Raw genomic sequence first — 24762 nt, 5'->3', positions numbered from 1 at the left:
TTAACGCCCTTCTTTCTCGTGCACACGACCTACATACTCCATAACCATATCTGTTGTAACAAGTTTACGCTGCGGTGCAACGCCGCGTTTTGCAAGGTCATTAATTTGCTTTGTTACCATATTAATTGCATCAACTGAGAAATGTTTTCCATTCGATGCAAGTGCTATCGCAGCCTCAATTGCTGCTTCACGCTGCGCATCTAATTGCAGAAATATTTTTACAATTTCATGTTGTTTACGAGAATGTGCTGTAATTGCTTTATGTACTTCCATCTTCTCTTCCCCCTAAATAATTTATACTTATTTGTTTAATTTCATTGCAAGCCGAATCATATCACGACATACAATTCCATTTTCAATAATCTCTTCTTCATAATGCTTCGAAAAGTAATCAAAATCAATAGAAAAAATACGAAATCCACATTTTTGATATAAGGCAAGTTGTGAAACGCTAGAATTACCTGTACCAATTTCAAGCTTGTACATATCATACTCTTTGGCTGTTTCTATCGCATGCAACAATAACCTCTTTCCAATACCTTTTCCTTGCATATGCTCTACAACCGCAATATTCATAATTTCCATTGTCTTTGGTCTTGTTTCCAAAAGCACATATACACCGATAATTCTTTCTTCTTGTTTAGCTATATACGTAAACCCACTCTGTACATATGCAGCAATTTGGCGTTCACTTGGATCAGCAAGGAGCAATAAAGATTTCGGTATAGCTTCTTTCGAAATACGCTCTATTACAACAGACATAAAAATTCCCCCTTCTCTATTGTTCTAAACCCCCCTTGTCTACCATAGATAATAGAAAGGAGGGATTCACCATGGACAACAATGAGAAAAAATGCAACGTCATCTCTATTGATGGAAAGAAAAAGAAGAGCGACACATATTCCTATCCAAAATTAGTAGTAGAAAACAAAACGTATGAGTTTTCTTCATTCGTCTTATGCGGTGAAACACCAGACGGCAGACGCTTAGTTCTTACCCATATGATTTCTACTGATGAGTTTGCAGGGTTTGTAAAATCTTTAGATACTGTACTACAAAAGAAAATTGAACGGATCTTTTTTTCATAACAGCTATTTAATATAAATTTCTTTTTCAATTTCTACTAACTGCTTTTGTAGCTCTTCTTTACTCTGTTCGTATAGTGATACATCAATTGTTTCAGCTAAAGCGAATAATATACTTTCATAATAATTCTCAACATCTTGCTGCATCACTTTTTGGAATAGGTTCCATTTTGCATCCCACTCTTGCTTATAATGATGAACGAATAAATCTTCTTCATCAACTACATAGTTTGATACGAAAGGTTCTAACACTCCTTTAGCGTCTTCTTGCATAAAAGCTTTATCATTTTTTTCAAAAAAGCTTTTCTCATTTTTAAAATGTGCTAGTGCCTTTTTAAAATCTTTTATTTCTACCGAAGGAAACGGCTCTTTATGTGTAATAACTTTATATTCATAATCCACTGTTCCACCCATAGAAATCGATTCATTTTCCACTTTGCAATTCACAACAATTTCATCCTTTGCACACTTCATCGCTTCATCTATCCATTTTTCAAGACGTAATGATGTCGCACGCATTTCTTGTAATAAATCATGTTGAATAAATGAAACTAATTCCATTACACATTGTTGCAACTGCATTTTCACATTTCCATCTGTTCGTAACGAAGCCGGATTAATAAATTCAGTAAACACATCGTTATAGCGTAAAAATAGACGTTGGTGTACATAATAAAGCAATTCTTTCACTTCATTTTGCATTGCTTGCTCTTCAGCAAGTACACTATATGATGAAATAATATGAAGTAGCTGATCACGCTCTGCTTCATATTTTTTTGTTTGCTTCTCTTTCTCATCATTTCCCTGCTTCGCGCCATTTATCATATTTACAAGAAGCTGATTCGCCCCTTGCAATGCACCATATAAAGCATGCACAGATACAAGCATTAAATCCCTCATCATAAAGGACGTAAATGATTCTTCAAACTTAGCAATCCCAGAGTTTTGTAAAATACCATACTTTTCTTTATCAATACTTTTCCCTTGCTTTTCTTCAAGCGCACATAAACTTGAAATGGCAAATAAACGTGGATTTCTAATACCGTATTGCAAGAGCTGATCCGCAATATAACCTTTTACCATTTCAAGTTCTTCTTCGGATTGTGCTAAATCGGCAGCATTTATTAAGAAGAACATTTTATCAAGTGCAAATGTATCCTTTACACGACCGAGCTGAATTAAAAACTCACGATCTGCACGAGAGAAAACATGATTATAGTATGTTACGAATAAAATAGCATCTGCGTTTTTAATATACTGGAATGCAACATCCGTATGGCGCGCGTTAATAGAATCCGCCCCTGGTGTATCTACAAGAGCTACTCCTTGCCTTGTTAGAGCACAATCATAATAAAGCTCCATATACTCAACAAAGCATGATTTTTCTTCATTAGCTACATAACCAGAGAACTCCTCTAACGTAACTTGTACTTGTTCACCTAAATGAGCAGCAACTGCCTCATATCCTTTTTGTACCGCTCGTAAAAAGCTAAATGTTGTTTTTTGCTTCCCGCTTGGTGAAGGATATTTCATAATTTTATCAATTTGCGTTAACGCTTCTTCCAACGTAGCAATTTCATAGTGAAACATTTTATAAACGGCTTTCATATCTTCAAATAGTGCTTGCTCTGACTTAAACTGAACAATTACCGTTCCATGTGGTTTCTCTTCTGTAACTGGTAAAATTTGATTTATTGTTGCTGTCGTTGGGTTTGGCGATACAGGAAGTACCTTTTCACCGAGCAATGCGTTAGCAAATGATGATTTCCCTGCACTAAAAGCCCCAAATAATGCCACTGTAAATTGCTTTGTTTCCACGCGCTGTCTTTTACTAACTACTTCTTGCTGTAAATGTTTAAGTGTAGGCAATGGATCTAATATTGTTTCAGCTTTCTTCACTTTTTCTAATATACGCTGAATATTTAATATTGCCGTTCCTTTAACATCTTCCTCACTAGCCATTACGTTATCACTTACGATTTCTTGCTCTTGTAGTGTGAATTTCTCACTAACAACTTGTTTTTCACTTTGTAATATTTCGTCTATTCGTAATCCATCTGGCGTAGAAACACGATCATACCAAACATCTTGTAAATAGCCCTCATATTCCTCATACGTCTTAATGTATTGTAATTTCGTTTCTTTCGCTGTTTGTAACATCGTATATTTTTCAATTTCTTCTTCAATACGTGCAATCTCTATCTTTACTTTCTTCTGCAATATACCCGTACTTTTTTCAAAAATTTGCTGAGATTTCATAAAGTATCTTTTCTTCAACTCATTTGCAACATCAGCAGTATACAGAAGTAAGTAATCACCGGTAAATCCAGCCCCTTGTTTAATTGTTTCAGCCAACAACTCCGGTCCGAAAGCAATCTCTAACGCATATATGTCCTTTCCGATTTCCTCTGTAAATAACCCCTCTTCTTTTAAGAAGGCTACAATGAATTCTTTTACATGAAAATCAAGTTGCGTTTCAACAGTCTTTTGAAGAGTAGAATAAAAAGCATCTACACGTCTTTGCTTTTCTTGCTCCGTCTTTCCTTTCGCGAATAACAAACCAACTTTAAACTTCGTTAATTTCGTTTCTAAATATTTATTTGCCAATTCTCTCATTTCAAATGGCATTAAATACGCGTTATCTAATATGGCTTGCAAACCTTTTATAAACTCATTTCTCACATCGGATTCTTTACTAGCCACGCGATTTTTATTTTCAGTTAACTCTTCCTTTTTTTCAACTATCTCTGAAAATGACAGTGGTGATGTTAATTCTTCTTCATATTTCATGAGATGTTTTTCATTTTCAGAAAGAATAAACGAACAATGTTCTTGCAGTAAATATTCTGTTTCTCGCTCCATTCCCTTTCTTACATACTGCTCTTTTTCTTTCATGATAGAAAAGATTAATGCTTCTAAACTTTGAATTTCATTGTATGGATGATTCATCATTCGCAATGATGTATAAAAAATACCATCTACTTCAATATCCCAGTTAGAAAAAGACTGTTTTACACTATCTCTATACTCTTCAAACGATAGTTCATTTTCTTTATGTTTATCTATTTGGTTTACAACGAGGTAAACCGTTTTATTACGTTGTTTCAATTCTTTAACAAATTGTAAGTTAACCTCCGATTGGACATGGTTATAATCCATCATATAGAAAATAACATCTGCAAGATGGAGTGTTGATTCTGTTGCTAATTGGTGAGCATCATCCGTAGAATCAATTCCTGGCGTATCAACTAACATAACTCCGTCAGGAATTGGTGCATCATTTCGATAAATATGAACACCAATTACTTCATCACCGTCTTTACATATTTGTTTTAATTCTTCTGCAGAATATGCGCCGTCATATTCATACTGTTCTCCAGACTTAATCGTTACAACAACGCGATCAGATCCTCTTTCAATTTTAACAACGTTAGCACTCGTTGGAATCGGACTTGTCGGTAATAATTGCGCTTTATATAGGTGATTCATCATTGTCGATTTCCCCGCAGAAAAATGACCACAAAAAGTTAGCATAAGCTGCTCTTGTTTATATTTTTGAATCACTTCAAACAACTTCAAACTATTCTCTGCATCGCCGTGTTTTTGCCACTCTTCATAAAAACAAACAAGTTTTTTCATACCGTTTGTCTGTACTATGTTTGTCATCCCCTTGTTCCCCTTTATCCCAGATGTATATGCTTTATCCCGCAAAAGCCCAATTGGTGCGGGATAATAATCAGTGGGGGATGCCCCCCACTGATTAAAGTTTCACTTTATTATCATACTAAATTTTCAGCATATTCACATCAAAAATAAAAAATCCCCTTCATTCTTTTTACAAATGAAAGGGATTTTATGTCATATCGTTCATTTTGTTGTTCCTACTCCATTTAATACATACTTTGTAACACCAAAATATATAGCAATCGTTCCAGCAACAAGTGCATACACCATATTCACACACCAACCTTTTTGATAATGATTATCACTTTTAAGTATATTTTATCATTAAAGAGAATCATTATCAACAAATTTCTAAAAAAGAAAGCTCCTTCGGGAAAAGGAGCTTTACTGCCTGTTTTAAAGAAGTTTAAAACTTGTTGTGCACTCTTATTATATCTCATAACACACATCTTAACAGTTTTAAAAATTGGAAATAACCTATATACCCTTCCCTTTACATTTTGTATAATAAAAGGGAATTACTTAACAAGGAGGAAAATAATGACACAAAATATTTCACAAGGCGAGAGGATACACTCCATCGATATTATTAGAGGAATAGCTGTACTTGGTATTTTTCTTGTTAACTGGCCCGTTATCGCCGGGGTTGACTCACGTGACATTTCAGGAATTTACGAAGGGATAGACAGCTACATCCGCCTATTTTACGATATGTTTATTCAAACGAAATTTTATACAATTTTTTCGTTTTTATTCGGATTAGGTTTTTATATTTTTATGAATCGTGCTGAGGCGAAAACAGATCGTCCAAAAACTTTGTTTGTTCGCCGTCTTCTCATTTTATTATTATTCGGTTTCTTGCATTACGTCCTTTTATGGGACGGGGATATTTTACATACTTATGCAATCACTGGGTTTTTTTTATTTCTATTTTATAAGAGAGAGCCACGTACTATTTTAATATGGGCAATTGTACTATTAAGTTTCATGCAATTGTTCACATTATTAGGTTCTCTTCTAATGGCACTAGTGCCGTTAAATGAATTAGACCTTTCCTCAGCAATTATACCGTTAGAAAACTGGGGCTTACAAATCGAAGACAGATTCCATTCTTTCTATTCTGAAGCAATAGGAAACAGTTTCATTATGCTTCCTGAAACACTAGGATTGTTTTTACTCGGATTATACGCTGGTAAAAAAGATATTTTCCGTCGCGCAAAAGAATTAGATCCAAAACTAAAAAAATGGCAAATTATTATGTTCATTTTAACATTGCCGATGTGGTTTATTATGATTCACTTCTTTATTAACAACCAACCTTATATACCATTTACCCTTATGGGCATTACGATGATAAGCGGAAAAACATTATTCATCTTCTACATTTTCACACTGATGCGTTTATTACAAAAAGAAAGATGGCAAAAATTATTACGACCATTCCAATATGTCGGACGAATGGCGTTAACAAATTACATCACGCATACGATTATTACGTTACTTGTATTCGGTCTATTTTTCAAAAATTATTATCCCGCTCCATTATGGGTCGGGCCACTATTTTGCATCGGTTTCTATACGTTACAAATCTTTATTAGTCGCTGGTGGCTTTCTCGCTATCAATACGGGCCACTTGAATATATTTGGCGCCTTGGTACGTACGGAAAGATGATGCCACTTAAAAAGAAAAGCAAGGTCTCTTGATGAGACCTTGCTTTTCTATGCTTCTCTTACTGCACTTTGCATCGGAACTGGCTCTTCTTTTACTTTACGCTGCGGCACCATATTAAATACAATATTTAAAAGTACTGCTGATGCACTTCCAAGTACAATTCCGTTATCTGTTAAAATACGAATATTTTCCGGAAGTTGTGAGAATAACGTTGGAACGACTGTAACACCAAGTCCAATTCCGACAGAACATGCAACAATTAATAAATTTTCTTGTTTTCCAAAATCAACACTGCTTAACATTTTAATGCCATACGCCATTACCATGCCGAACATTGCTAACATCGCACCGCCAAGTACTGATTTCGGAATAATTGTTGTAATGGCTGCAATTTTAGGAATAAACCCAAGAGCAATTAACATACCACCACAAGTATAGATAATAACGCGATTTCTTACTCCAGTTAATTGAACAAGGCCTACGTTTTGAGAATATGTTGTGTATGGAAATGCGTTAAAAATACCACCTAGAACCATTGCTAATCCTTCTGCGCGATAACCTTTTGTTAATTCTTTTTCACCGATCTTTTTATTGCAAATATCAGATAATGCAAAATATACACCTGTTGCTTCCACAATTCCTACGCAAGCAACGAGAATCATCGTAATAATTGGCGTTAGTTCAAATGTTGGTGTACCGAAGTAAAAAGGCTGAATACCGTGGAACCAATCTGCCTCTCCAACCGCTTGCAAGCTTACTTTCCCCATAAATGCTGCAACGATTGTACCGAACAAAAGACCAAGTAATATAGAGATTGAACGGATAAATCCGTCAAAGAAACGATACATAATAATGATAAATAATAAAACACCAAATGCTAAAGCTAAATTTTCTAAACTTCCAAAATCTTTGCTTCCAACTCCTCCAGCCATATCATTAATAGCTGCCGGAACAAGTGTAACCCCAATGACTGTAACGACAGATCCTGTTACAACAGGAGGAAACAGTTTTACAAGTTTCCCAAATAATTTCGCGAAAATAACAACAAATAATCCCGCTGCAATAATTGCTCCATATATAGAGGACACGCCGTATTGTTTACCAATTGCAATCATCGGTCCCACCGCTGTAAATGTACAACCAAGTACAACCGGAAGCCCAATACCGAAAAAGCGATTTGATAATGCTTGTAAAATCGTTGCTACGCCGCACATTAATAAGTCAATCGATACTAAATACGTTAATTCTTGTTGATTTAAACCAAGTCCCCCGCCAACAATAAGCGGAACAATAATTGCGCCAGCATACATGGCAAGCATGTGCTGAATGCCAAGCGATGCAATTTTAAATGGGTGCTGCTTCATCGTTAGTTCACCTCCGCAGTTTCTTGCTGTACAAATGTAACGGTGCCGTTATCAAGTGATGCAATTTCTGCTAGTGATTCAACACGAACTCCCTGTTCACGCAGTTTCTTTCCTCCATCTTGAAATGCTTTTTCAATAACAATGCCAATTCCCGCAATACTTGCCTCGGCTTGCTCTACTAAACTCATTAAACCTAAAGCAGCCTGACCATTTGCTAAAAAGTCATCAATAATTAATACATGATCATTTTCATCAATATGATTTCGAGATAATGAAATCTCGTTCGTTTCTTGTTTTGTAAATGAGTATACTTTCGCAACATACATATTATCTTGTAACGTTAACGATTTACGCTTTCTTGCAAAAACTACTTTTACACCAAGCTCTAAAGCAGCCATAACCGCTGGCGCAATGCCTGAAGATTCAATCGTCACGATTTTTGTAATGTTCTCTTCTTTAAAACGCTTAGCAAATTCTTTTCCGATTTCTTGCATAAGTACTGGATCAATTTGATGATTTAAAAATGCATCTACCTTTAATACATCACCAGATAAAACCTTTCCTTCGTTCAAAATCTTTTCTTGTAATACTTTCATGTTAGTTCCTCCTCTTATGCAAATAAAAAACTCCAAAAGCCGCCACCACTCGTTACAAGTGAGAGACGTGCTTTTGGAGTTTCGCAAAAAAGAATGCTAAACAAGCAAATATATTCGTCCTCACTCATAGTCAAAGTATTTACGGTACTTCGGTAGAAACTTGCAGGCCATATCCCCGCGATTATATGAGTGTAGCTAACTTATTTATTTATTTATAGAAGGATTATAACGCACTTTTTTCACTTTGAAAAGCATTTATCGTAAAAACACGTACAAATTTTATAAAAACACCATTTTCGTTCGAGTTTTCCGAACTCTTCCCTATCATATTACAACGTCGTTAATATGATAGGCCCATCCTTCGTAATCGCAATTGTATGCTCATATTGTGCAGATAATTTCCCATCCATCGTCCGTGCAGTCCATCCGTTTAAATCTACTTTAGAATATCGCATACCGGCATTTACAATAGGTTCAATTGTAATTACCATTCCTTCTTGTAATTCCGGTCCTTGCCTTGGCTTACCAAAATGAAAAATTGCTGGTTCCTCATGAATTTCTTTACCAATTCCGTGTCCAGTAAAGTCTCTTGCAACAGAAAACCCTTCAGAGGCTACATAACTTTCAATTGCGTATCCAATATCTCCAACATGGTTACCACTTATTGCTTGCTCAATCCCTTTATATAAAGCACTCTCTGCTACTAACAATAACCTTTTTGCTTCATCAGAAATATCTCCAACTATATACGTCCATGCAGAATCCGAAAGCGCACCATTTAAGTTTACTACCATGTCAATTGTCACAATATCTCCTTCACTTAAAGGAACATCTGTTGGAAACCCATGACACATTTCATTGTTCACAGATGCACATATTGCGTATGGATAATCGTTATACCCTTTCTGTTCGGATCTGGCACCATGCTCTTCTAAATATGCTTCAACAAACGTATCAATTTCTTGTGTAGTGATACCTGGTTTCATCATTTTTGCGATTTCTCTATGACAAGAAGCTAGTAACTTCCCCGATTCATGCATCAAATCTATTTCATTTTTCGTTTTAATTGTAATCATACTACCTCTACCTCTCCTTACTAAACTTGCTATTTGCTACTAAACTTCAATCATACACATCCTCTTCCAAAATTTCAAAACTTCTAACTACATCAAAATAAAAAAACAGAAGCCCCCTTCTGTTTCTTAATCATTTTTACATATATAGTTCATTTTCAAAAACTCAAAACAACTGCCATTCGTTTTTTGAATAAATGTCCCAACTGCTTCGAATCCTGCTTTTTTATATACTTTGATTGCCCTTTCATTAAATACCGCTACCGATAATGTTATATAGTCACAGTTATATTTTTCTTTACTAAAATCTAATCCAGCTTTTACGAACTGTAAACCTAATCCATTGCCTGTTATATCAGGTCTCATTCCAAGTCCTATATCAATCGTTTGATTATTTGTTTTACAAAAGCTAAAGAACCCAATGAGAGTACCACGCTCCTTCACAGCAAATGTATCGGCCCCTCTACTCTCATCATTTAAAAACTCATCTAAATCTTCTTGATCTGCCTCTATATCATAAAAAGAATACTTCCCTTCATAATGCCAGTTGTATGCAATTTCCTCTGCTTCTTCTTGCGTCATTACTGTATATGTATAATCCATTCTCCCATCCCCTTTAAAAAAAGAGCTGCAATTAAGCAGCTCCTGTTTTATAACTCATAAATCTCTTTATATTTAGCTTCTAAATAATCAGCTAAGTAGTTTGCATTTAAACCTTCGCCTGTCACATCTTTTAAAATTTCAAGTGGCTTTTTCATTTTGCCGTATTGGTGAATATTCTCTGTTAACCATTCACGAATTGGCGTCACGTTTCCTTCTTCTAATAATGCATCAAAGTTTGGAATATCTTTTAGCATCCTATGTTTAAATTGCGCTGCATACATATACCCAAGCGCATAAGATGGAAAGTATCCAAATGAACCGCCAGCCCAGTGAACGTCTTGTAATACACCTTGCGCATCATTCTCTGGACGAATACCTAAATACGTTTCCATCTTATCATTCCATGCCGCTGGTAAGTCCTTTACTTGCAGTGTGCCATCGAATAATTCTTTCTCTAGCTCATAACGAACCATAACATGAAGCGGATATGTAAGCTCATCTGCTTCTATACGGATAAAGGATGGTTTTGACTCATTAATCGCATCATAAAACTCGTCTACTGATACGCCGTCAAATTGACCGTCGCTATATCGCTTTAACAAATCATAGTTTTTCTTCCAGAACGACTTATTACGGCCAATGAAGTTTTCAAAGAATAACGATTGTGACTCATGAATCCCCATTGATGTTCCACTGCAAAGCGGTGTTCCTTCTAGTTCCTCTGCAACATTTTGCTCATATACAGCATGACCACATTCATGAATCGTGCCGAAAACAGCCATACGGAAGTCTTTCTCATCGTAACGAGTCGTAATACGAACATCCCCTCTATTTAATGTAATTTCAAAAGGATGTACCGTTTCATCAAGACGACCCGCTTCAAAGCTATAGTTCAATTGCTTTAATAACTCTAAAGTAAAATTCTTTTGTTTTTCTTTTGAAAAATGTTCGGATAAAGCATTTGTTTTTAATTCTTTTTTAGACTCAGAAATTTCTTTTACAAGCGGAACGATACGTTCACGTAGTTGACCAAATACATGATCTAACACTTCTACTGTGATTCCCGGCTCATACATATCTAATAGCGTGTTATATTTGTACGTTTCGTAACCCCAATATGTAATAAACTTCTTTTTGAATTCAACAATTTTTTCTAAATACGGACGGAACATTTCGAAGTCAGATTTTTCGCGAGCTTCTTCCCATACACTTTCCGCTTTCGCTTCTAATTTCACATACGCTTCATATTCCGCTTGTGGAATTTTCTTATTTCTATCATATTCTTTGCGACACTCTTCAACCATTTTCTTTGTCGTTTCAGAAAGTTTATTTTCAACAATTAAAGATTCTAGTTCAGTTAAATAGTTCCCCATCTCATCTGAAGTCGACATCGCAAACACTTCGGATGAAAGCATTCCAATTACTTCTGAACGCTGGTCTACTCCTTGCTTTGGTGCACCTGTTCTTAAATCCCAAAACATTAAGCTTAATGCTTCTCCATAATTTTCTATCTTTTTCACATATGCTAAAAATTGTTTTTCTACTTCATATGTAGCAACTGTCATAGTATAAAAAACCTCCTTTTTCTACCTCAACCTTATTTCGACATTAACACATAAATTCCTTTTCTAATAGAAAAAAAGCTTGGCAAATGCCAAACTTTTCCCTACAACATTTTTCGCTTAAAGTACTTTTCCTTCTACCGGAAGCACTTTCTTCACTGCTTCTATCACTTTTTCATCTTCATTATCTGATAAGAATAATGATATAGCACCTTTATCTTCACTTGTACGAATTAAACGTCCAATTCCTTGGCGAAGACGTAAAATCATATAAGGCACATCTACGTCCCAGAATGGATCATTCACATGTTTACGCTTCGCCTCAAACACAGGATCGTTTGGAGGGAATGGTAATGACCAAATAATAACATGTGATAATGATGAACCTGGAATGTCTAAACCTTCCCATAAATGAACGGCACAAAGTACAGTCTCTTCTTCATTTTGGAAACGAGAAACGAGCTGACTAATTTCTTGATCTCCTTCATATAGGAACGGAACTGACATTTGCTCTTTACTTACATATTCTTTAAACGCTGCAAGTTCTTGCGTTGTACGGAATAATACGAGTGTACGTCCATTTGTTTTTTGTATATTTTCAAGTGTATATTGACACTTTCTTTCCCATTCATTTTCTTTCGTATACGGAAGTAAGTTAACTGTCATTTGCTCTTCATAATCAAACGGCGAAGCAACTGAGAATGATAAGTAATCTTTTACCCCTAGACTATTTGCAGTAAATGCAAACGAATCATTGTCAGATAATGTCGCAGAAGAGAAAATATACGGAATTTTCTTCGAGAATACTTTTTCTTGTAACACTTCTTCAACTGCACGCGGCATAATAACTAACGTGAAGGCACCATCACCTTCTTCACCCCACGTAATTACATTTTTTTCGTGCATGAAAAGACGAAGTGAATGCTCTAACACATCTAAATGCTCATCAACGATATTTAAATCGTATGTGTTTACTGTATACATTTCGCTTTCAAATACTAATGCGTCACCAACTTCACCGATTTTTGCGTAAAGTCTATTCGCTTCAGCAGTTACCTTTTCTGTTACAGTAATTTTTAAACGATCAGAACCTTCAATTTCCTTTTTATTTTCTTGTAGTACCTCAAAGAATCGTTCAGTTTGCCAAATTGTTTCTTCTACTAAATGTGCAAACTCTTCACGAATATCGTTTTGTAACAATCTCGTTAAAAGTTGTTCCATCATCGTTTGCTTTAAACGATATGTTAAAGCTTTTTGCGCTGCATACTCTACAAGATGCCCTTCATCAAATACAACACAGCTACTTTCAGGTAACAATGGAATTTGCCCTTCACGTTTACGTGCATCATATGTCCAAATATGATCCATATAGAAGTCTTGAGAACAAATAATTAAATCTGCAGCTTTACGATAATGTTCACGAGAAAGTGTTTGACCACAACGATGACGAGAATCACAAGTGAAGCAATCTTGGAAGTAATCCCAGTTTACCTTTGACCATTCCTCGTCATTTAACAGTGGAAATTCTTTTCGATCACCATAGTGAGTAAAGTTCTGCATCGTACCATGATCGAATACGAACTGAGGTAATTCGTAATATACATCTTCAATTACTTCTGGAGCTCGTCCACTCATAACATCTTCAAGTTTACGCAAACATAAATAATTATCCATTGATTTCGCAAGTCTAACATCAACAGATAGCCCTAATGCTTCAGATAACTTAGCAATGTCTCCTTCTTCTTTCACAAGCTGCTCAATTAACGTTTCATCTGCACAAGCGATAATAGCGGGCTTCCCTGTATAACGTGCATAACAAATTGCATATAGAAGATATACAATTGTTTTCCCTGTTCCTACACCTGCTTCTGCAAACATAACTTTCTTCTCTTGGAAAGCGCGCTCTAACTGAAACGCCATAAAAATCTGTTCATCACGCTCTTCAAAGCCTTTTTCCGGAAGAATGTCGTAAAACACATCTCCAATCCACTCATTCAACTTATCATAAAAATTATCTTGTTTTCCTACTTCAAATGGTAACCTATTCTCAGTAAACATCCTTAGCCTCCAACCAAACAGTTTTTCTATAAAAAGATATAGCAACTGCTACTCACATGTGTGCAGCCACTTTCCCCTGTTGCAATACATAGAAATACACGAAAAAAAAATTCCCTTTCGAAAAAGGAAAATTTTTTTCTATATTAATGACCTTAAATAACGTTTATCAATTGCTGTTTCATGCGAAAGAGCTGACAAATATTCTTCCTGCGCTTTTTGTATTTCATCTACAATCGCACCTTGACTATCCACTTCTTTTCCGAGCTCATCATACGTACGGTGAATAGCTTTTTGAATCATTGATAATTGGAAACTATCCATATCACTTCCTCCTTTACGCATTACATAATAGCCAGTATATGCGCGCTGGAGGAGTTTTATACTATGAATTACGCGGTGGACGTTTTCCGAAGTATTGATAGTAATCTGTACGGATAAAGCCGTTAAACAACTTACGCTTCTTCGATGCATCTTTTCCGTAACACTTCTCAAATGCTTCATAACTTGTTAATAAATACATTGACCATGTATCTAATGGGCGGAATACCTCTCCCGTTTCTTTATATAATTTTTCAACAAGCGCTCTTTCACTTAAACGTTCTCCGTATGGAGGATTCGTTACAACATAGCCATATTCCTCTTTTGTCGTGAAATCTTTTACTTGCATTTGTTTAAATGATATAAGATCCCCTAATCCAACTTCTTCTGCGTTATCTTGGGCAACTCTTATCATACGGTGATCGATATCTGATCCAATGATTTGCAGTGGTTGATTATAATTTGCTAAATCTTCAGCTTCTTGACGAGCTTCGCGCCAATTTTGTTTACCAACCCAGCCCCATCCATCCGATGCAAAGCCTCGGTTAAATCCTGGTGCGATATTTTGTCCAATTAATGCAGCTTCAATTGGAATGGTACCAGATCCACAGAAAGGGTCAACGAAAGGACGATCCGGCTTCCAGTTTGTTAACTTAATTAAAGACGCAGCTAATGTTTCTTTTAAAGGTGCTTCACCTTGCTCGAGACGGTATCCACGTTTATGAAGACCTACACCACTCGCATCGATTGTTAACGTTGCAATATCTTTCAACATTGCAATTTCAATGCGGAATAACGGACCATCTTCTTCAAACCAAGTTGTGCGTCTATACGTTGTTTTTAATTTCTCAACAACAGCCTTTTTAACAATACGTTGGCAGTCTGAAACGCTAAATAATGTTGATTTTAAAGATTTCCCAATAACAGGGAATTCTCCGTTCTCTGGAATATAATCTCCCCAGTTTAACGCTTTTGTTTTTTCAAATAACTCATCGAATGTTGTTGCTTTAAATTCGCCGACTTTAATTTTCACACGGTCTGCAGTACGTAACCATAAATTCGTACGACAAATCGCTTTTTCATCCGCTTCAAACGTTACCTTTCCGTTTTCCACTTCACATTCATAACCAAGATCGCGAACTTCTCGGGCAACTAACGCTTCAATACCCATTGCCGCTGTTGCAATTAAAGTAACTTTTCCCATTTGCATTCACCTCTTATGTATAATCAAACAATAATTAATAACATGTTGTCCTATTAATTATTACATATTACGAAGAATATTCTCATTCACCATTTTAACTCAAAATTTATAACTTCATACAAATAAAAAGCCCTCCTCTAACAAAGGAGAGCTGAGTTATTTCATAGTTGGTTCATAACGTTCTGTAAGCCATGTTCTGTTCCTTTGTACTGCAAACGGCCCACGCCTCGTACTCCGGTGGTAATCATCTATCTACAGGTTATGAAAACCTGTCCTTTCCCATCGTTCATTTCCTTGGAAAAGATTCCCCTACCATTATTTGGGTTTCTCGCTCGTGGGGTTTACCTCGTTCCACTCCTATCATTTCTTCAAGGACTTCGTCACTGTGGCACTTTAAAGGTAGTCAAACCATATCCGAAAGGACTTAGGTTTTTTCCCTGCCGTTAAACCAGCCTTACAGCCAGAATACCCTAGCTTATGACTTGGCTAGGCACGAACACTACAACCATCTCAGGCTGTGCGAGCATGGACTTTCCTCTACAACGTTGGCGTTGCAGCGATTACCCAAACGTTATGACAAACATTAGTATAGTGGAAACAAAAAGATTTTGCAATGTTTTTTTCTATGTAAAATGCTTTAACCTTTTTATCACCTTACATTATTCGTATAACTTACTTCCAAATACAGCTTTTTCTAAATTAGATAGACGTTTTAAAATATCCGTATTCGTATTGTTATATACAGGCTGTGCAACTGGTGTTTGTACCGGTTGTTGCGGAACTTGTGTTGCCGCTACTTTTTGTTCTTCTAATTCACGTTTCAAACGAGCATTTTGTTGTTTTAATTGATCAAATTCCTTATGAAAAGCTTCATAATCTTTAATAATCATATCAAGAAACTTATCTACTTCTTCTTGTTGATAACCTCTCATACCTGTTTTAAATTCTTTTTCTAAAATATCTTTCGCCGTTAATTTAATTTTATCCGAAATCATTTTCTTCACCTCAAATTTTTGCCAAACTTTCATTAACTAAATTTTTTCAGAAACAATGCCTTTTGTCAATCAAATATACGAGCAATATATTACATATCACTCTGCATTATTCCACTGTTCCTCTTCCATTATATCTTGTAAATCAGAAAAAAGAATGAAATAACTGTGATAATTTTCTATTTCTCTTTTTTTCTTAGCTGCTTCTACAATATATTTAGGGCTCCCAGGCTTTTCTTCATCATATACAGCTAAAAGTGCATCGCTTTTTTCAATAAAAAATTGATTCTTTAATTTAAATTGCTCTGGGCTTTCGTACTTCCGTTTCGTAATACTATCAATATGATCTGCTTGCGAAAGAATAAATTCGTAATATTCACGATTATCTTCCTTCCAACTTTCCTCTTGTTCTAAAAAAGGAGTAAATATCGCTAATTTTAAATTTGGATATTCTACTTGAATCTCAAAAACAACTTCAGCAGCCCATAGCTCTACTCCTAACTGGCCGCTAATAATAACCCACTCCAAACCCTCTTCTACAAAAGCAGTTAATTTACGACGCAGCGCCTTTTTTATACATTCTACTCCCGGATGATCATTTTTAAATATTCCAAGTTCAAATGGCTTATATCCTGTTACAGCAACAACTTTCATATCAACACTCCAATTACAAAAAAAGAACTAGCATTTTGCTAGTTCTAACATATCATTTACTTTTTAAACATTCCACCAACGTTTGGTCCCATATTTGGTCCAAATGGTGATATATTCGGTCCCATATTTGGTCCAAATGGTGACACATTCGGTCCTGGTCCAAATGGTGATATTTGATGCCCATGGTGATGATGTCCATGGTGATGATGTCCATGACCACATGGACCACATCCGCCGCCAAATCCACCAACAAATCCTGGATCACCAGGATCTACAACGTTTACGTTCGAGTTTGTTTGCGGGAAGAAGCTTTGATTTTTAATTTGTTGAGTGTGTACATGCGTTGTATGAGTTGGAAAAATGTGTGGCACCACCGTTGTTGAAAAAGAATGTGTTACGCATTGTTTTGTCGGATGAATGACAGGTGCTGTCGTACAAATAGGTCCTACAGGCTTATGCCCTCCAAAGCAAGGATGACAATGATGCATAGTTTTTTCTCTCCTCTCTCATTAAAAAAAATCTGACTACACTTTACAATATGAGCGAGGGGGTAAAGCCGCTTGTTATATATACCCATTTATTTCATAGAAATTTGTCTAGTATCCAATTTCATACATAATACCTATTACAGACAACCCCTACTATTATTTACCAAAAAAGCCCCCGACTTGCTTAACAATCCCTGTCACTTGATTCATCGCGTTCATCATTTGTCCAGCTGTGTTCATCATTTTATTTACATCGTAGTTACCATCTGATGATTTAAATTGTGAAACAAAACTAGAAAACTGACTTGGTTGCTGTTGCTGTTGCTTTTGTTTATTCATCGTTGGATATGGTTGTTTTGGTGGATAAAACATAGCTTGTTGATTTACATATTGAGATGGCGACATGTAGTTTTGTGAATTCATATACGCTTGCTGTGGTTGATTCGTATACATTTGCTGCGGCTGACTCATATGCGGTTGCTGCGGTTGATTCATATGCTCTTGTTGCGATTGATTCATATATGGTTGTTGCGACTGATTCACGTGCACTTGCTGCGGTTGATTCATATATGGTTGTTGCGACTGATTCACGTGCGCTTGTTGCGGTTGATTCATATATGGTTGTTGCGACTGATTCACGTGCGCTTGTTGCGGTTGATTCATATATGGTTGTTGCGACTGATTCACGTGCGCTTGTTGCGATTGATTCATATGTGCTTGCTGCGGTTGATTCCCAAACGACACTTCAAATGGCTGATAATAACTTTGATTTCCATAATGAGGCTCGAAAGGATACATATTATATCGTAAATATGTATCCTCATTATATTGGTACATATTTTGCTGTGCATATGGGTTTGCTTGCTGATATACATTAGGTTGTTGAAACATGCATTCTCTCCCCCTTTACATAAGTTTCTACATATAGAATATGTACCTATAAAACAAAATGTGTGATGGAGTATCTGTCTGTTTTTGTCGGAAGTTTAAATTTTTAAAAAAATTAGAAAGTAAACCCTTCCATGCTATGATAATAGGGAGGAAGATTCTCATAGGGGAGGAATCAACATGGTAATAGGGGATTTAAAACAAGCGTTTTCTCAAAAAAAGGGGTACTGCACAGAAAATATGAATGAATTGTTAGACTTTGCAAGGCATTGTTATCTCGAAGGAAACATATGTATATCCGATTACAGAACATTAATACGCGAATTAGAAATAAATGGGGCAAAGAAGCCTACAACCATTACAGAAGCATAAAAAAACAAGAGGGTTTTCCCTCTTGTTACTTACATTGATCTACGATATTTTGCAAAGTATATGAAATAGCTTGATATGTTTCAAAGAAACGTTTACCTTTTCCTCTATTTACAAAACATTGTAGTGCATTGGTTTGTAAATTATCGTACACTTGATCAATTTGTTGTACATGTATATACTTCGGGCTTTCTTCCTTGATCCAACTATAAGCTAATTCTTTCCACACCTCTAATTCCTCATCCACCATATCAACAAATGGCTTCATATCCTTATAAAAATCATATTCATCAATTTCTCTTTTTTTCACATTCGCTTCATCATTATACTGCATTAACTTTTCCGAGGACTGGATTAATGCTTCATACTTCATTTTATTCCCACCTTACTATGCACTCACTACGACGTTTTGAAATGTCTTTACCCAGCTCCCTTTTTCTTCGTGATGCACTAATTTATTTTCCATATGCTCGATATGCATTTCTGTTATTTCTATCTTATTACATATTTTTTCACACTTATCCTTCAACGCATGATTCATTCTAATCCCAATATTCATTTCCAGCAAATCGAGAGAACTTAACATTTGATCCATTTTTTTCATAACATCTTCCTTCTGAACCATCGCCATATATAAAACGCCCCCTTCTTTGCCTTTCCTTTGTCATGTAATTTCGCCGATTTATCTAGCACTCCTGCACACATGACAAAACTAGTTGTTATTCGTCAAAGAAATCATTTTGTATGCCATTAATAGAACTGGTAACAATACAAAAAGGAGGTGTATTACAATGACAAAAAATAAAAACGAAAAAAAGAAAAAACAAAACAAGCAACAAAACAAACCTGAGACTGGTAATCCAAAGCTAGATGGTCCAAATTTCCCTGCTACATAAAGTTAAACTTTAATCAAAGGGCTTTTACAAACAACTGATTTCCAACCTAACCTTAACCTCTTTGCTTTCGCTAATTTTTGAGGTTAAAGTCATACTACCCGCAAATGGTGGGATTAAAAAGTAATTTATTGTAGAACATATTACTTTAAATTAAGAAGTCCCGCCTTCCTATAATGAAGGCGGGACTTCTTTTTAATTATATCATGAACTCATCTATTCTTTTAACAAAACTACTTAATATAGAAAGAGTATGTATTTGCTCCCTCTTCTTTCTATACCATTCTGTTATATTAATTTCCCCCTTAGGTTTTTCAAGTAAAAATAACGAATCTGTTTCCGCACCTTCACTAAACCAATCTTTTGCAATGAATTTTTCATGAGCTACAATAGAATACACATCTCTAAGGGCCGGCGTACCTGATTTTCTAATCTCCCTTATATTACATTCATAATCCATCCTCGACCCCGTATGCCTAGTTTGCAATGCAAATTTATAAAAAGAATCCTTATACTTTGAATGAAATAATAACCAAGCTAATTTCTTCCCAAGTTCTATACGTTTTTGCAACGTTTCGAATTGATAAACTGAAAATCCATACATTCTCCCTTCCACCGTTGGAAAAATAACTGCACTAACGTGAAATATTTCTTGAACTTTAAACAGAGCGGTATCAAATACTTGTTTTTGAAAATACGTATTCTCAATGACTGGTTTTTGAATTATATTTTGTTCATTTATTATAAGGGCCGTCATAAGCCTAATTAAATCTCTTTTCTCCCAAAAATATCTCCATTCTTTTTCCATAAAAATTGATATGTTGAAAAATTGTAACAAATGAAAGAGCGGCGCACATCTCTTTTTACTTTCCTCATACAGTAATAGTTGAGGAAATGCATCTAAGAAAATGAGCCAATTGGCTTTCTCATACAAATGAAATAATCGTCTCTTAACTGTTTGAGATAAAAGATTAGAATAATATTCTCCTTCTAAATCTGTCATGTTCCATCCCCCATTCCTTGAAACCATACTTGCTAAAAAAGACCACCTAATTTCTCTATTTCTCAAATAATATTCTTGGTAAGATTGTGTACGTGAAATATTATCTACGTTAGCTACATCAGTTCTCTCCTTAATATTAAGAACTATAGCTTTTTCCTCTTCTGTACAAAAAATATCATTACGGTTCTGTTTAATTTTTTCGTAATCATTCCATCGAAACATGAGTAAGTCACCATACCTTTCTTGAAAAAGGTCACATCTTTTTTCATTTTTTGATATAATCACCTTTGTAAGTAATTCTTATCAAGTTGGGAGTGGACAAAATATGACCATTCGTTACCCAAATGGAAAAAGGTACGATCAAGCTTCACAACCTCATAAAACACCAATAAAAAAACATACTTACAGTAATAGAGGTATGTCCCTTGAAGAGGAATTGAATGACACCAATCAATATTACTTAACCCATAATATTGCATGCGTACATAAAAAACCTACACCTCTTCAAATTGTAAAAGTAGATTACCCCGCTCGAAGTGCTGCAGTGGTAAAAGAAGCGTATTTCAAACAACCTTCTACAACAGATTACAACGGTGTATACAAAGGGAAATACATCGATTTTGAAGCGAAAGAAACTAAAAATAAAACCAGTTTTCCACTTCAAAACTTCCACCTTCATCAAATTGAACATATGAAGCAAGTAGTCGCTCATAATGGAATTGCATTTGTTATTATTAAATTTACACTTTTTGATGAATTTTATTTATTAGATGCAAAACATATTATTGCATTTTGGAATCGTCAAAATACCGGTGGACGTAAATCGATTACAAAACAAGAAATAGAAGAGCATGGGGCTTTATTATCATGCGGTTATCACCCTCGAATTGATTATATCCGCGTACTAGACACGGTTTATTTTTCGTGATAGAGTCATCACTAAGGCTCTTTTTTCGACTTTTGGGGGAGAGAATGAAAGGTAGGAGAAAGTATAATGTCAGATAATTATCGTTCTCGTACAGAACGAAATCATGTAAAAAATCAAACGAAAGAAACTCATAAAGAAGAAAAGCCAAAGAAAAAAGGTTCCTTTTTCAAGAAATTCCTTATAGGTTGTCTACTTCTTGGTATCGTCGGCCTCGTAGCTGGCGTTTCGGCTTTCTTTGTTATGGTAAAGGACGCTCCGAAATTAGACAAATCAAAACTTGTCAATCCTTTATCAACAAAATTCCTTGATAAAAACGGGAATTTCTTCTATGAATACGGTGCTGAAAAACGAACCCATGTTACTTACGATCAAATTCCCAAAGTAATTGAAAGTGCATTCCTTGCGACTGAGGATGCTCGCTTCTATGAGCATGATGGAATTGATTTTAGACGTACTGGAATGGCAATTATGGAAAATGTCACTGGTGGCTTTGGCTCACAAGGTGGTAGTACGATTACACAGCAAGTAGTTAAAAACTATTTTCTAACGATGGACAAAACTGCAAAGAGAAAAGTGCAGGAATGGTACTTATCTTATAAGTTAGAGCAACAGTACTCAAAACATGAAATTTTAGAAATGTACTTAAATAAGATTAACTTAGGTAATCGCTCTTATGGTATTTCAACAGCTGCCCAAAAATATTACGGCAAAGATTTAAAAGACATACAACTACACGAAGCTGCAATGCTCGCTGGTTTACCCCAAGGTCCTAACATTTATGATCCAACAAAACCAGATAACGTTGATAGAGCAACGAAACGTCGTAATATCGTATTAACATTAATGAACCGACACGGGTATATAACGAAACAAGAAATGAATGATGCAATGCAAATCCCTGTAACACAAGGACTTCTTCCATCTTCAGAAGTAACTGAAATGAAATACCAAGCATTTTTAGATGCAGTTGTAAAAGAAGTTGAAAAAGAAATTCCTGATATAAATATCGGTTCGGACGGTTTAACGATCCAAACGACTCTTGATCTTGATGCTCAAGACTATGCTGATAAAATAATGGATGGGAATCTCATCAAGTATCCAAACGATCAATTCCAAGGATCATTCGTATTTATGGATACTCAGTCTGGAGAAGTTCGAGCAATCGGCGCTGGTCGTAAAGAAAGTAAATCTACTTTCAAAGGTCATAATATGGCAATCGATTTAAAACGCCAAGTAGGTTCAACTATGAAGCCAATTTTCGACTATGGTCCAGCAATTGAGAACCTACAATGGTCTACGTATCATCAACTGAACGATTCAGAGTATACATATTCTGAAGGTAAAAAAATACGAAATGCAACAAATAGTTATAAAGGTGACGTTTCACTTCGTGAAGCATTGAAGAAATCTTTAAACATTCCTGCTCTAAAGACAGCTCAAGCAGTTGGTCTCAATAAGTCACAAGAATTTGCTGAAAATTTAGGAATGACATTTAAAGACGGCAAGGTATATGAATCTACTGCAATCGGTAGTAATGACAGCTCGCCACTAGAATTAGCAGGTGCATATGCAACATTTGGGAATGACGGTGTTTATAATAAACCCCACTTCGTAAAAGAAGTTATCTTCCCAGATGGAAAAAAGAAAAACTTTAAACCGAAAGAAAAACGTGCGATGCACGACTATACAGCATACATGATTACTGATGTTCTTCGTGACGTAGTAAAACCTGGTACTGGTGGTACGGGTCCGACAGCGTATGTTCCAGGAGTAGACGTAGCAGGTAAAACAGGAACACAAAACTTTGATGAATCTGTTATTAAAAAATACGGTATTCCAGCAGATGCAAACAGAGATAGTTGGTTCGCTGGATATACGCCTCAATATACAATGGCTGTATGGACTGGTTATGAAAAAGATAGTGCAGAAAATTACATTGGAGATCGTTCTACTAGAATTGCTCAGCAAATGTTCCAAGTAATGATGAGCAAATTCGCTACAGATAAATCTCGTTTCGAACGCCCTTCTTCTGTACAAGAATTAAATGAAGAATTGTACGTAAAAGGTGCGAAAAAAGATGCAGTTAAACAAATTAAAGTAGATCCGCCTAGTGGCCTTAATGTTGCTTTCGATGGCGCTAGCACAGTGACACTGAACTGGTCTGGACCATCATCAAATGTTGATGCATACGCAGCAAGTTATAAAGCTACTGACGGTTCTAGTGGTAGCTTATCAGTAAGCGGCACGACAGCTACTCTTGGTGGTATTAAACCAGGTGTTACTTACAGCTTCTCTGTAGTAGCGAAAAAGGGTACTGGAACAAGTCCTGCAGTTGGTGCATCCTTCACTGCGCCTGGTGGAACTCCAGATGCGCAAAAAACTGACGAAGAGGCTAAGAAGAAGGCTGACGAAGAAGCTAAGAAAAAAGCTGACGAAGAGGCCCAGAAAAAGGCCAATGAAGATACACTAAAACAAGAAGAAACTAAGAAAAAAGCTGAAGAAGATCAGCGTAAACAACAAGAACAACAACGTAAACAGCAAGAAGAAGCTCAAAAGAAAGCTGCTGACGAAGAGGCTAAGAAGAAGGCTGACGAAGAAGCCCAGAAAAAGGCCAATGAAGATAAACTAAAACAACAAGAAGAAGCTAAGAAAAAAGCTGAAGAAGAAGCTAAGAGAAAAGCTGAAGAAGAAGCTAGAAAAAAAGCTGAAGAAGAACAGCACCAACAGAATACCGGAGGAGATACACCTCACGCAGACGGAAATGTTGTTACAACAGAGTCTTAATAAACAAAAAAGAAGTCGGTTTTTCTTAACGAGAAACCGACTTCTTTTTTGTTATCATTTTCTTTACATATAGCTTTTCTATTTCGATATACAACTGTGCTAATTGAATATATGAATGGTAATTACTCGGTTTCTTTATAATAAATGAATATCGCTCCATAAAATTAACAGGCTGTACTTCCAATTTATTCATATTTACTTGCATCTCATTCAAACTATGAACAGGCTGCTCATTTAACCAATATATAACCGATAGAAAGTGTGCTGCAAAAAGAATCATTGGACTCTCAGCTTCTTGTTTTTTTCTGTTTCGAAATAGTGTCGCAATTTCTTCATGCTTGTTTTTCCATATATTTAACACCGCTGGAATACTTGTTTCAATTTCATTCCATGGCTCATATTGTCTTTCAATATCAAATATAAAGTAAGTATTTTGTATTATTTCTTCAAAAGATTGGTCTGTGTGATACGTAATCGAATTTGCACTCTCTTTAAAAAATGGTACGCACCGAAACTCTTTCGGTATTTCTATAACTCGCTCCAT

At 35.7% G+C, this 24762-nt stretch carries 26 protein-coding genes, 1 other RNA gene and 1 riboswitch; of the genes, 7 read left to right on the top strand and 20 right to left on the bottom strand.

The genetic code is table 11. From position 1 onward, the window contains the following. Complete coding sequence (locus FT637_RS08745; RefSeq protein WP_193645929.1) at positions 1-273, bottom strand: DUF2533 family protein; 273 nt, start codon at positions 271-273, stop codon at positions 1-3. Between the two features lie 27 nt (positions 274-300). Then, complete coding sequence (locus FT637_RS08740; protein ID WP_193645928.1) at positions 301-762, bottom strand: GNAT family N-acetyltransferase; 462 nt, start codon at positions 760-762, stop codon at positions 301-303. A gap of 71 nt (positions 763-833) precedes the next feature. Between FT637_RS08740 and FT637_RS08735 the strand changes: the two genes are divergently transcribed. Continuing rightward, positions 834-1088, top strand: a complete 255-nt coding sequence (locus FT637_RS08735) for a DUF3931 domain-containing protein (RefSeq protein WP_000369740.1) — start codon at positions 834-836, stop codon at positions 1086-1088. A 3-nt stretch (positions 1089-1091) separates the two neighbouring features. Here FT637_RS08735 and FT637_RS08730 read toward each other — a convergent pair whose 3' ends face one another. Then, positions 1092-4751 (bottom strand): dynamin family protein, encoded by a 3660-nt coding sequence (locus FT637_RS08730; protein ID WP_193645927.1) that lies wholly within the window; start codon positions 4749-4751, stop codon positions 1092-1094. 558 nt (positions 4752-5309) lie between these two features. On the opposite strand from FT637_RS08730, the gene FT637_RS08725 reads away from it, so the two are divergent. After that, positions 5310-6473 (top strand): DUF418 domain-containing protein, encoded by a 1164-nt coding sequence (locus FT637_RS08725; protein ID WP_193645926.1) that lies wholly within the window; start codon positions 5310-5312, stop codon positions 6471-6473. Between the two features lie 15 nt (positions 6474-6488). Here FT637_RS08725 and pbuX read toward each other — a convergent pair whose 3' ends face one another. The 13 genes from pbuX to FT637_RS08660 all read right to left on the bottom strand — a co-directional run bounded on the left by pbuX (position 6489) and on the right by FT637_RS08660 (position 18064). Further along, positions 6489-7805, bottom strand: a complete 1317-nt coding sequence (pbuX, locus tag FT637_RS08720; protein ID WP_002126498.1) for a xanthine permease PbuX — start codon at positions 7803-7805, stop codon at positions 6489-6491. A gap of 2 nt (positions 7806-7807) precedes the next feature. Further along, entirely contained in the window at positions 7808-8401 is a 594-nt protein-coding gene (locus tag FT637_RS08715; RefSeq protein WP_070141561.1) for a xanthine phosphoribosyltransferase, read from the bottom strand. 107 nt (positions 8402-8508) lie between these two features. Beyond that, a riboswitch (purine riboswitch) is annotated at positions 8509-8610 on the bottom strand. A gap of 120 nt (positions 8611-8730) precedes the next feature. Continuing rightward, entirely contained in the window at positions 8731-9477 is a 747-nt protein-coding gene (locus FT637_RS08710) for a type I methionyl aminopeptidase (RefSeq protein ID WP_044438057.1), read from the bottom strand. Between the two features lie 126 nt (positions 9478-9603). Further along, a complete protein-coding gene (locus FT637_RS08705; protein WP_193645925.1) occupies positions 9604-10077 on the bottom strand; it encodes a GNAT family N-acetyltransferase in 474 nt (157 codons plus the stop codon). 47 nt (positions 10078-10124) lie between these two features. After that, a complete protein-coding gene (gene ypwA, locus FT637_RS08700; protein ID WP_193645924.1) occupies positions 10125-11642 on the bottom strand; it encodes a carboxypeptidase in 1518 nt (505 codons plus the stop codon). Between the two features lie 117 nt (positions 11643-11759). Further along, positions 11760-13697 carry an ATP-dependent DNA helicase gene (locus FT637_RS08695; RefSeq protein ID WP_193645923.1) on the bottom strand — a complete coding sequence of 646 codons (1938 nt, stop codon included), beginning with the start codon at positions 13695-13697 and terminating at the stop codon, positions 11760-11762. Positions 13698-13835: 138 nt separating this feature from the next. Further along, the gene (locus FT637_RS08690; RefSeq protein WP_002168776.1) at positions 13836-14018 is read right to left on the bottom strand and encodes a DUF3921 domain-containing protein; all 183 of its coding nucleotides are present in this window, start codon (positions 14016-14018) and stop codon (positions 13836-13838) included. A gap of 61 nt (positions 14019-14079) precedes the next feature. After that, positions 14080-15219 carry a THUMP domain-containing class I SAM-dependent RNA methyltransferase gene (locus FT637_RS08685; RefSeq protein WP_193645922.1) on the bottom strand — a complete coding sequence of 380 codons (1140 nt, stop codon included), beginning with the start codon at positions 15217-15219 and terminating at the stop codon, positions 14080-14082. 180 nt (positions 15220-15399) lie between these two features. Next, positions 15400-15791: RNase P RNA component class B (gene rnpB, locus FT637_RS08680), an RNA gene on the bottom strand. Between the two features lie 87 nt (positions 15792-15878). Next, a complete protein-coding gene (gene gpsB / locus FT637_RS08675; protein WP_000622426.1) occupies positions 15879-16214 on the bottom strand; it encodes a cell division regulator GpsB in 336 nt (111 codons plus the stop codon). Between the two features lie 96 nt (positions 16215-16310). Beyond that, positions 16311-16865: a DUF1273 domain-containing protein gene (locus FT637_RS08670; RefSeq protein ID WP_193645921.1), complete on the bottom strand. Its 555-nt coding sequence runs from the start codon at positions 16863-16865 to the stop codon at positions 16311-16313. Between the two features lie 56 nt (positions 16866-16921). Beyond that, a complete protein-coding gene (locus FT637_RS08665) occupies positions 16922-17353 on the bottom strand; it encodes a CotD family spore coat protein (protein WP_193645920.1) in 432 nt (143 codons plus the stop codon). A 156-nt stretch (positions 17354-17509) separates the two neighbouring features. Beyond that, complete coding sequence (locus FT637_RS08660) at positions 17510-18064, bottom strand: YppG family protein (protein ID WP_413773224.1); 555 nt, start codon at positions 18062-18064, stop codon at positions 17510-17512. On the opposite strand from FT637_RS08660, the gene FT637_RS30565 reads away from it, so the two are divergent. Both FT637_RS30565 and FT637_RS08655 read left to right on the top strand, forming a co-directional pair. Next, on the top strand, positions 17971-18231 hold the full coding sequence (locus tag FT637_RS30565) for a spore coat protein (RefSeq protein ID WP_413773223.1): 261 nt from the start codon (positions 17971-17973) through the stop codon (positions 18229-18231). The two genes, FT637_RS08660 and FT637_RS30565, sit on opposite strands and share 94 nt — an antisense overlap. A gap of 190 nt (positions 18232-18421) precedes the next feature. Then, entirely contained in the window at positions 18422-18613 is a 192-nt protein-coding gene (locus tag FT637_RS08655) for a YppF family protein (protein ID WP_193645918.1), read from the top strand. A gap of 25 nt (positions 18614-18638) precedes the next feature. On the opposite strand, the gene FT637_RS08650 is transcribed toward FT637_RS08655, so the two are convergent. Together FT637_RS08650 and FT637_RS08645 are read right to left on the bottom strand one after the other, a co-directional pair. Beyond that, positions 18639-18983: a YppE family protein gene (locus FT637_RS08650; protein ID WP_193645917.1), complete on the bottom strand. Its 345-nt coding sequence runs from the start codon at positions 18981-18983 to the stop codon at positions 18639-18641. A 15-nt stretch (positions 18984-18998) separates the two neighbouring features. Beyond that, positions 18999-19241, bottom strand: a complete 243-nt coding sequence (locus FT637_RS08645; RefSeq protein WP_193645916.1) for a hypothetical protein — start codon at positions 19239-19241, stop codon at positions 18999-19001. A gap of 85 nt (positions 19242-19326) precedes the next feature. Between FT637_RS08645 and FT637_RS30450 the strand changes: the two genes are divergently transcribed. Next, a complete protein-coding gene (locus FT637_RS30450; RefSeq protein ID WP_319805943.1) occupies positions 19327-19506 on the top strand; it encodes a phage portal protein in 180 nt (59 codons plus the stop codon). Between the two features lie 196 nt (positions 19507-19702). Here the strand turns inward: FT637_RS30450 and FT637_RS08640 are convergent, their stop codons facing one another. Continuing rightward, a complete protein-coding gene (locus FT637_RS08640; protein ID WP_193645915.1) occupies positions 19703-20728 on the bottom strand; it encodes a DUF2515 domain-containing protein in 1026 nt (341 codons plus the stop codon). Positions 20729-20831: 103 nt separating this feature from the next. On the opposite strand from FT637_RS08640, the gene recU reads away from it, so the two are divergent. Next, on the top strand, positions 20832-21434 hold the full coding sequence (gene recU, locus FT637_RS08635; protein WP_105583987.1) for a Holliday junction resolvase RecU: 603 nt from the start codon (positions 20832-20834) through the stop codon (positions 21432-21434). A gap of 66 nt (positions 21435-21500) precedes the next feature. After that, positions 21501-24218, top strand: a complete 2718-nt coding sequence (locus FT637_RS08630; RefSeq protein ID WP_193645914.1) for a PBP1A family penicillin-binding protein — start codon at positions 21501-21503, stop codon at positions 24216-24218. A 25-nt stretch (positions 24219-24243) separates the two neighbouring features. On the opposite strand, the gene FT637_RS08625 is transcribed toward FT637_RS08630, so the two are convergent. After that, positions 24244-24762, bottom strand: coding sequence for a YpoC family protein (locus FT637_RS08625; protein ID WP_193645913.1), 519 nt, complete (start codon positions 24760-24762; stop codon positions 24244-24246).

Origin of the sequence: Bacillus cereus (assembly GCF_015071065.1) — a bacterium.
In the GTDB taxonomy this organism is placed as follows: Bacteria; Bacillota; Bacilli; order Bacillales; family Bacillaceae_G; genus Bacillus_A; species Bacillus_A cereus_BA.
The sequence above is the reverse complement of the archived record's forward strand: the minus strand, read 5'-3'. Positions and strand labels throughout refer to the sequence as shown.